Consider the following 7,955-nt stretch of genomic DNA (forward strand, 5'->3'; position numbering starts at 1 on the left):
GGGATTGTGCCGCGGTCAACGCCCGGGCAGTGGCATCGAGCGTGGAGTAGTCAAGGCTGCTGTCCAGCAGGGCGAGGCCGGCTGCCGCATGGCCCAGAACTCCGCAGACCGCCAGCACGTCGCCCGCACGCGCGCCCGAACGCAGCACCGGGTCTTTGCCCCGCAGATCGCCCGTCACGGCCGCCGTCACCACAAGGATCTCCCCCCGGCCCAGGTCTCCGCCGGCGACTACGCAGTCTTCGGCCCCCAGCGCCCGCAAAGCTGCGGACAGTCCGTCCGCGAGGTCCTCCACCCACGTCAGCGGGGTGCCCCCCGGCAGGGTGAGGCTGACGACAAGCGAGGTCGGGACCGCGCCCATGGCATTTATGTCGGAGAGGTTCTGCGCCGCGCATTTCCACCCGACGTCATACCCAGTGGTCCGATAGCCGCCCGGCCAGTTGAGGCGGAAGTCCTGGTCCTGGACCAAGGTATCGATTGAGATAACCGTGCGCCCATCGGGTGCTGCGAGCAGGGCAGCGTCGTCGCCCGGGCCCAGGAGCGCTTTCCCGGAGCCCAGCCGGGGAAAAATCCGGGCCAGCAGCTCCCCTTCGCTCAGGTCGCCTGCAAACCGGGGGTGCTCTGCCACTGTTTCTGTCCTCTGTCCGGGTGGTGCGGACCTGCGGCCCTGCCTGCCCTCAATTATGACCCCTTAGTCCGTTGTTGGCGGTAACCTCACAGGATGGCAACCACTACACTCACGACCCACGCCATTCTGCTGCGGGGAGTGAACGTCGGCGGCATCACTGTGAAGATGGCAGCGCTCCGGGAGGCCTTGGTCAAACTGCCGCTGGAGGACGTCAAAACCGTGCTCGCCAGCGGGAACGCCGTGGGCCGCTCCACGCTCTCCACAGGGGAGCTGAAGACAGCGGTTGAGGGTGCCTTGCGGTCGGAATTCGGCTACGAAGCCTGGGTAGTTGTCCTGGAGCTCGGCCGGCTGCGAGAAATTGTTGCCGCTGTCCCCTACCCCGCCGACGATCCTGCCACCCATACATACGTAACCTTTGGCTCGGATGCCGGTATGCTCATGGAGCTATTCGACGCGGCCGCGGAGGCAGGAGCCGAACAGATCCGCCTCGGACCGGAGGCCACGGCATGGCCCTGCCCAAAGGGTGCGACGCTGGAGTCCCCGCTCTCAAAGATCAGTTCGAAGCCGCGGTATAAAGCGCATACCACGACGCGGAATCTCCGGACCCTGCAGAAGATACTGGCAGCGGGTGAAAAGACATAAAAAAGAAAGGGTCCCGGACATTTCTGTCCGGGACCCTTGACTGTGACCCCAGCGGGATTCGAACCCGCGTTACCGCCGTGAGAGGGCAGCGTACTAGGCCGCTATACGATGGGGCCGTGTACCGTGCGATGAGTTCATTTACTTCCGCACGCCTTAGCCGTTCCGAGGGAACGACCTGAAGATTATTTCATACTCTTATTGTGGAGACCAAATCCGACCGAAGTCCCTCATTGATTACCGCTGGGATACCAGGACTCGAACCTAGAATGTCGGTACCAGAAACCGATGTGTTGCCAATTACACCATATCCCAATGCGCTTCTCTGGGCCGCTTCGGAAGCTTTACCTTCCGGCTGCAACCCCTCAGCACGAGAAATAACTATACACGGGTTCTAGGGTGAGTGCAAAACGGTGCAGGGGGCTGGCTCAGCAGGCCAGCCTCTCCCGCCCGCCTAGGTTCGGGCGCTGACTACTTCCGGCACTTTCAGGCCGAGGCCGCGAAAGGTCCACCCTGCGTTCTCCCAGTCAACCCGGTCTAGAACATTTCGCCCATCGACTATCTGCCGGCTCCCAACGAAAGCCTCGAGGTCACCAGGCTTCATATCCTTGAACTCCTGCCACTCCGTGAGAAGAAGCACCACGTCCACGTCCTGCACCGCTTCCTCGATGCTGTCGACGTAAGTTAGGCGCGGGAAACGTTTCGCACTGTTTTCATTAGCCTTGGGATCATAAACAAGCACTTCAGCCCCTCCACCATAGAGTCGACCGGCAATATCCAAGGCTGGTGAGTCGCGGACATCGTCGCTGTCCGGCTTAAAACTGGTGCCCAAAACCGCAATCCGCTTATCAGCCAGGTCACCCAGCAGTTGTTCTGCCAGAAAGACAACCCTGTCGCGGCGCCGCATATTGATCTCATCGACTTCGTTGAGGAAGCGCATCGTCTTATCAAGCCCCAACTCACCAATCCGTGCTTGGAGCGCGCGAATATCCTTCGGAAGACATCCTCCGCCGAATCCGACCCCGGCGTTAAGGAAGCGGCGCCCGATCCTAGCGTCGTGACCGATTGCATCCGCGAGGGTCTGGATGTCGCCACCGACAGTCTCGGTTACTTCAGCAAATGCGTTGATGAACGAGATCTTTGTCGCGAGGAAAGCATTAGCAGCTACCTTCACCAGTTCGGCCGTTTCAAAATCGGTGGAAATATAAGGAGTGCCACGGGTCAATGCCGATGCATAGACCCTTCGGAGTGTCTGGTCAGCGGTGCGAGAATCCGTTCCAACCACCAGCCGGTCAGGCCGCAGTGTGTCTTCCACTGCGAACCCCTCGCGCAGGAATTCGGGATTCCATGCGAAGTCCAGATGGATGCCTGCCGGTGCATACTCTTCCGCGATCTCCTTTAGTCTGCGCGCCGAGCCCACAGGAACAGTAGATTTTCCAACAATTAGTGAATCCCGGGTTGCAGCGGCGGCAATGCCTGCAACCGCCGCATCCACATACGTCATGTCTGCGGCCGCTTCACCCGCTTTTTGAGGAGTGCCCACAGCAATAAAGTGCACGTCGCCAAAGGCGCCTGCTTTTTCCATGGAGGTCGTGAATCGTAGACGTCCGCTTGCGGTGTGCTTGCGAAGAAGTTCTGGAAGCCCGGGTTCGTAGAAAGGCAGCTCGCCCCTGCCCAAGGCTTCGATCTTGGCAGGATCCACATCGACACCCAGGACCTCGAACCCAAGTTCAGCCATCGCTGCAGCGTGTGTAGCACCCAGATAGCCGGTACCAATGACAGTGAGACGCAGACTCAAAATTTCCCCCAAAGGATAACTCAAGAAGTAGGGCCTCAGTGACCGCCACTAAGAATGTTCCGTAATATCATACGGCCCCGGAAAGAATGGGCCGAAATCGGACAAACTGAGATTTCATGTGGGAAGGTCCACAAGCCTAAGAGCAAGGCAGAAGACGGCTGATGCCAACCAGCGAGGAGACAACTGTCAGGTTCGACTGCCTCGCTCGAAGGTGTCCGTCGCCACTGCGGTCCAGCCAGATGCCCTGCAGGCCCGCGTTGCCGGCACCCAGCGCGTCAACCTCGAAGTTATCCCCGACGTACAGCGTCCGTCCGGGATCGGTGCCCAAGAGGCGCACGCCTTCCAGGAAAATTGCCGGATCAGGCTTCGCGGCATCGACAGCGTCGATGCCCACGAGAATCTTGACCCGCTCCAGCCCTGCGGCATCCAGTTTGGCGCGTTGATAGTCACGCACGTTGTTGCTCACCGCGCCGTAGGGGATCCCGAGTGCATCAAGTTCATCCAGGACCGGCACGACGTCCTCGTACGCCCTGAAATGCAGCGGCAGGACACGGTCATAGGCAACGTTCCATGCCTCTTCGGCGTCGTCGTCGAACACTGGTAGCCCGTGCGCCTGCTGGGCGTGGGCAACGCGCAGCAGGCGCTGCCGGGTGAAGCTGAGCTCCCCTGCCAGGTACTTGTCGTAGTAGCCCTGTGGGTCTGCCGTGTAGAGGTGCTGGTACGCGGCCCAGTCCTCCTCCGTGAAGTGCGCCAGGTCCTCGGCGCTAATTTCCCGCAGGGTGGTGCCCATGGCGGTGCGGAGGTCCACGAGGGTCTCGTCAATATCAAAGAGCACGCCCATGGACCGTCCGCCCCGCTGTTCACTCATGGAAGGGCTCAGGCCTCCGAGGCGCGGAAGGCGCGGATACGGGCCAGGGACGAGTCCTTGCCCAGGATGACCATGGACTCAAACAGCGGCGGGGAGATCCGGCGTCCGGAGACGGCCGTCCGGACCGGGCCGAAGGCCAGGCGAGGCTTGATCCCCATGTCTTCGACCAGGGCCTGGCGCAGGGCTGCCTGAATGCTCTCAGCGTTCCAGTCTTCAACCGGTTCCAGGGCGCCCAGAGTAGCGTCGAGGACCTCGGCCAAGTTGGCCGGCAGGCCCTTCCGGGCGTCGTCGGCTACGTCGATGGCGTCGTCTGCCTTGAACAGGAATCCGAGCATGTCCGGAGCTTCGCCGAGCAGGGTGATCCGTTCCTGGACCAGCGGTGCAGCCTCAGTGAGGATTTCCTCCTGCCGGGCGGTGAGGGTCTCCCCCACCAGTCCGGCGTGCTGCAGGTATGGGACCAGGCGGTTCCGGAAGTCGGATGCCTCCAGCATGCGTACGTGCGTCCCGTTGATCGCCTCTGCCTTCTTCAGGTCAAAGCGTGCCGGGTTGGAGAGGACGTCGTGGATGTCGAAGTTCTTGATCAGTTCATCCACGCCAAAGATGTCCTCGTCAGCGGAGAGCGACCAGCCCAGCAGTGAGAGGTAGTTCAGCAGGCCTTCCGGGATGAAGCCCCGTTCGCGGTGCAGGAAGAGGCTGGACTCGGGATCGCGCTTGGAGAGTTTCTTGTTGCCGGCACCCATAACGTACGGCAGATGGCCGAACAGCGGCATGTACTCCGCCACTCCGACGTCGATCAGCGCACGGTACAGCGCAATCTGCCGCGGTGTGGAGGAAAGGAGATCCTCGCCGCGGAGCACGTGGGTGATGCCCATCAGCGCGTCGTCCACGGGGTTCACCAGCGTGTAGAGGGGAGCGCCGTTGGCACGGACCACCACAAAGTCCGGAACGGTGCCGGCCTTAAAGGTGATTTCGCCGCGGACCAGGTCGGTGAAGGTAATGTCCTCATCCGGCATCCGCACGCGCAGCACCGGCTCGCGGCCCTCGGCCTTGAACGCAGCGATCTGCTCGTCGCTCAGGTTGCGGTCGAAGTTGTCGTACCCAAGTTTGATATCCCGGTCAGCCGCACGGTGGCGCGCTTCGATTTCCTCGGGAGTCGAGTAGGACTCATACAGGTGCCCGGCGTCCTTGAGCTTGCCGATGACCTCCTGATAGATCTCCCCGCGCTGCGACTGGCGGTACGGTACGTGCGGTCCGCCAACTTCCACGCCTTCATCCCAGGTGATGCCAAGCCAACCCAGCGCATCGAGCAGCTGGTGGTAGCTTTCTTCGCTGTCCCGCGCCGCGTCGGTGTCCTCAATGCGGAACACCATGGTGCCGCCGGTGTGCTTGGCGTAGGCCCAGTTGAAGAGGGCGGTACGGATCAGGCCGACGTGCGGGGTACCTGTGGGAGACGGGCAGAAACGCACGCGCACCGGCGTGCTGTCGTTGACGGTGGGAAGATCGGCTAGGGAAGAAGGCTCTGTAGTCATGATTTCCCCAGTTTAGTCGCTGCGGGCAACCCCTTATCCGGAAGCTGCCCAAAGGAGCAGGAAGACACCGCCGCCGACCACGGCACCCACCGCGGCTGAAGCGCCCATCGAGGCCCAGCTGCGGGTATTTTTCACCAGCACCAGGGCTCCAGCGCAGAGAATGGCTGCCACCAACGCCGCCAGCCAACCCGCTGGCGCCGGCAGGACTGCCCACAGGAGGACAGGAAGAATAACGACGGCGGCCCCCAGGCTCAGCGCGGGCCAATCCGGACGCCATGTCCGGGGCATCACCAGGGTGAGCGTGAAGGAAGCGATCATGGCGAACACGACGGCGGCCAGCTCCTGTGGTCCGTCAAGCCACAGGATGAGCCGCAGGAGCATAAAGCACAGTGCCGCGGCGCCCAGAATGACCGGGCCAACGCCTGCACGGGCAATGGACTGGCGCAGGTCGCCCCGCCGGTCCAGCACCTGGACCAGTCCCCAGGGAAAAACCAAGACCAGCAGGACGGCGCCTATCCCCCAAAGCCAGGGTGCCGCCGTCGTGCCAGTGCTCAGTGCTGTGCCGGAACCCGCGGCGCCGAACGGCGCCAGCAACAGGGCCGCGGCCCATACTGCGCCAGGGACGACGGATCCGATCGAGAAACTGCCCTGCGCTCTCCCCACCCCGCGGCCACCGGCCCTGCTAGGCGCGGGCGATGTTCGCCAGTGTGCCGATGCCCTCAATCTTCACTTCGATCCGCTGGCCCTCGGTGATGAGGCCGACGCCGGCGGGAGTGCCAGTCAGGATAATATCGCCGGGCAAGAGGGTGAATGCCTGGGACACGTATGACACCAGTTCCCTAACGCCCCAGATCATCTGGTCGGTGTTGCCGTTCTGGACCTGCTCGCCGTCCAGGAACGCGCGCACAGCCAGGTTGTCCGTGTCCAGTTCGGTCTCGATCCACGGACCGATGGGGCAGGAGGTGTCGAAGCCCTTGGCCCGGGCCCACTGGTCGTCCGTGCGCTGGGCGTCGCGGGCAGTCAGGTCGTTTGCACAGGTGTAGCCGAAGACGACTTCATCCACACGCTCCAGCGGAACGTCCTTGCAGATCCGGCCAATCACCACGGCCAGTTCTGCCTCGTAGGAAACCTCTTCAGAGAAGGACGGCAGCACGATCGGATCGTTCGGACCGATCACCGAGGTATTGGGCTTAAGGAACATCAGGGGTGCCGGCGGAACATCATTGCCCATCTCGGCAGCGTGGTCGGCATAATTCCGGCCGATGCCCACCACCTTGCTGCGCGGGATGATGGGGGCGAGGAGCCGGACGTCCTCGAGTTTGTGCCGCTCCCCCGTGAGCTGCACGCCGGAGAAGAAGGGATCACCCTTGATGACCGCAATTTCTTCGAAACCCTCTTCGCCGTCGACGACGCCGAAGGCAGGGTCAGTGTCCTGGATAAACCGAGCAATACGCATGGTTCCAAGCGTAGTCGAGAACACGGCTGGCCCGCTCCGGGCCTGGGACGGAAATGGCTACCGGCCCCACGGCTGGGCCGCCGGTTTGCCGGGCCGGGTGCTGCCTCTGCTGCCGGGCAGCGTTCACAGGCCGGTATATATGCCAATTCCCATTGGCAGCACGACGAACAGCATCAGGAAGATGACGGTTACAGTCCGTCCCCGCGGATTACCGACGTTCACCGACATGCCGGACCCTTGCCGTTTGGCCACCAAAACATGCGGGTCCGCCGGGTCGTTGTAGAGGATGCCCGCAACCCACTTGGCGTCCTCCGCTTGTTCCTCCGCCGTCGGGTACACGCCGTCGAGTGCTGCAGCCCGGCGTGCCCAGCGGCTGGCCGCGTTGACGCAACCAGCAACCAGCAACCAGCAACCGCGGCCAGTACAAGGCCGGTCAACAGCATTACTGGCCAAAGCACCACGTGTTCTGGTGTGTTCCACCCGGAAACTGACACGTATCCGACCAGCGTGGCCAAGAGGATAGATGTTGCTCCGAGCGCCGCAACCGTGCCTCGGATCCCGCCCTCACGGCGAAAAACGGCCCAACGAGCATGAAGCCGGCGAATCTGCTGCGTACCGGTGTCGGTGCGGTGAGGAAGCGTGCCGGGCGCGGGGCTGCGGGGAAGGGCTGGGACGGCCTCGGGAAAGGTCTTGGCCAGCGGGGCAGACGGGACGCGCCGTTGGTGCGCAGTTCCGGCGACCTGGCCCGTGCCCGTCCCGCCATAGCTGCTCACCCGGTGACCACATCGCCGTGATCCTTACTGGGTACGCAGACCCGGTGGCCTCACCGCAACTCATCCCGCCATATCTGAGCACCGAGCGGCTGAGCGTGGTCATTCCCAGCTGGGTGTGCAGCTCCGGTGACCTCGCCGCAACTCATCCCGCCATAGCTGCTCACCCGGTGACCACATCGCCGTGGTCCTTACTGGGTGCGCAGCTCTGGTGGCCTGGCCGGCTCAGAACCCGCCATTCCTGCGCACCGAGTGACCACACAACCCGGG

8 protein-coding genes and 2 tRNA genes are annotated in these 7,955 nt (G+C 62.9%); 1 reads left to right on the forward strand and 9 read right to left on the reverse strand.

Annotated features, from left to right (window positions below; all coding sequences use genetic code 11):
- On the reverse strand, positions 1-625 hold a 625-nt coding region (locus tag RTN46_RS15505), incomplete at its 3' end, for a thiamine-phosphate kinase (RefSeq protein ID WP_312182728.1).
- A 93-nt stretch (positions 626-718) separates the two neighbouring features.
- On the opposite strand from RTN46_RS15505, the gene RTN46_RS15510 reads away from it, so the two are divergent.
- Positions 719-1,267, forward strand: coding sequence for a DUF1697 domain-containing protein (locus tag RTN46_RS15510; RefSeq protein ID WP_312182729.1), 549 nt, complete (start codon positions 719-721; stop codon positions 1,265-1,267).
- 43 nt (positions 1,268-1,310) lie between these two features.
- On the opposite strand, the gene RTN46_RS15515 is transcribed toward RTN46_RS15510, so the two are convergent.
- The 8 genes from RTN46_RS15515 to RTN46_RS15550 form a co-directional block, all read right to left on the reverse strand.
- Positions 1,311-1,383, reverse strand: a tRNA-Glu gene (locus RTN46_RS15515).
- Positions 1,384-1,507: 124 nt separating this feature from the next.
- Positions 1,508-1,579, reverse strand: a tRNA-Gln gene (locus tag RTN46_RS15520).
- Positions 1,580-1,718: 139 nt separating this feature from the next.
- Positions 1,719-3,056, reverse strand: a complete 1,338-nt coding sequence (locus RTN46_RS15525; protein WP_312182738.1) for a UDP-glucose/GDP-mannose dehydrogenase family protein — start codon at positions 3,054-3,056, stop codon at positions 1,719-1,721.
- Positions 3,057-3,198: 142 nt separating this feature from the next.
- Positions 3,199-3,930: an HAD family hydrolase gene (locus tag RTN46_RS15530; RefSeq protein WP_312182730.1), complete on the reverse strand. Its 732-nt coding sequence runs from the start codon at positions 3,928-3,930 to the stop codon at positions 3,199-3,201.
- A gap of 8 nt (positions 3,931-3,938) precedes the next feature.
- The gene (gltX, locus tag RTN46_RS15535; RefSeq protein ID WP_312182732.1) at positions 3,939-5,459 is read right to left on the reverse strand and encodes a glutamate--tRNA ligase; all 1,521 of its coding nucleotides are present in this window, start codon (positions 5,457-5,459) and stop codon (positions 3,939-3,941) included.
- A 33-nt stretch (positions 5,460-5,492) separates the two neighbouring features.
- Positions 5,493-6,122, reverse strand: a complete 630-nt coding sequence (locus RTN46_RS15540; RefSeq protein ID WP_312182733.1) for a hypothetical protein — start codon at positions 6,120-6,122, stop codon at positions 5,493-5,495.
- A 19-nt stretch (positions 6,123-6,141) separates the two neighbouring features.
- Complete coding sequence (locus RTN46_RS15545) at positions 6,142-6,915, reverse strand: fumarylacetoacetate hydrolase family protein (RefSeq protein WP_312182735.1); 774 nt, start codon at positions 6,913-6,915, stop codon at positions 6,142-6,144.
- A gap of 123 nt (positions 6,916-7,038) precedes the next feature.
- Positions 7,039-7,320, reverse strand: coding sequence for a DUF5808 domain-containing protein (locus RTN46_RS15550; protein WP_312182737.1), 282 nt, complete (start codon positions 7,318-7,320; stop codon positions 7,039-7,041).
- Between the last annotated feature and the right edge of the window lie 635 nt (positions 7,321-7,955).

Origin of the sequence: Arthrobacter sp. (assembly GCF_031988865.1) — a bacterium.
In the GTDB taxonomy this organism is placed as follows: domain Bacteria; phylum Actinomycetota; class Actinomycetes; order Actinomycetales; family Micrococcaceae; genus Arthrobacter_B.

Coding starts and splice junctions, on each gene's coding strand:
- RTN46_RS15510 (WP_312182729.1), top strand. CDS start 719: ATGGCAACCACTACACTCACGACCCACGCCATTCTGCTGCGGGGAGTG.
- RTN46_RS15530 (WP_312182730.1), bottom strand. CDS start 3,930: ATGAGTGAACAGCGGGGCGGACGGTCCATGGGCGTGCTCTTTGATATT.
- gltX (WP_312182732.1), bottom strand. CDS start 5,459: ATGACTACAGAGCCTTCTTCCCTAGCCGATCTTCCCACCGTCAACGAC.
- RTN46_RS15545 (WP_312182735.1), bottom strand. CDS start 6,915: ATGCGTATTGCTCGGTTTATCCAGGACACTGACCCTGCCTTCGGCGTC.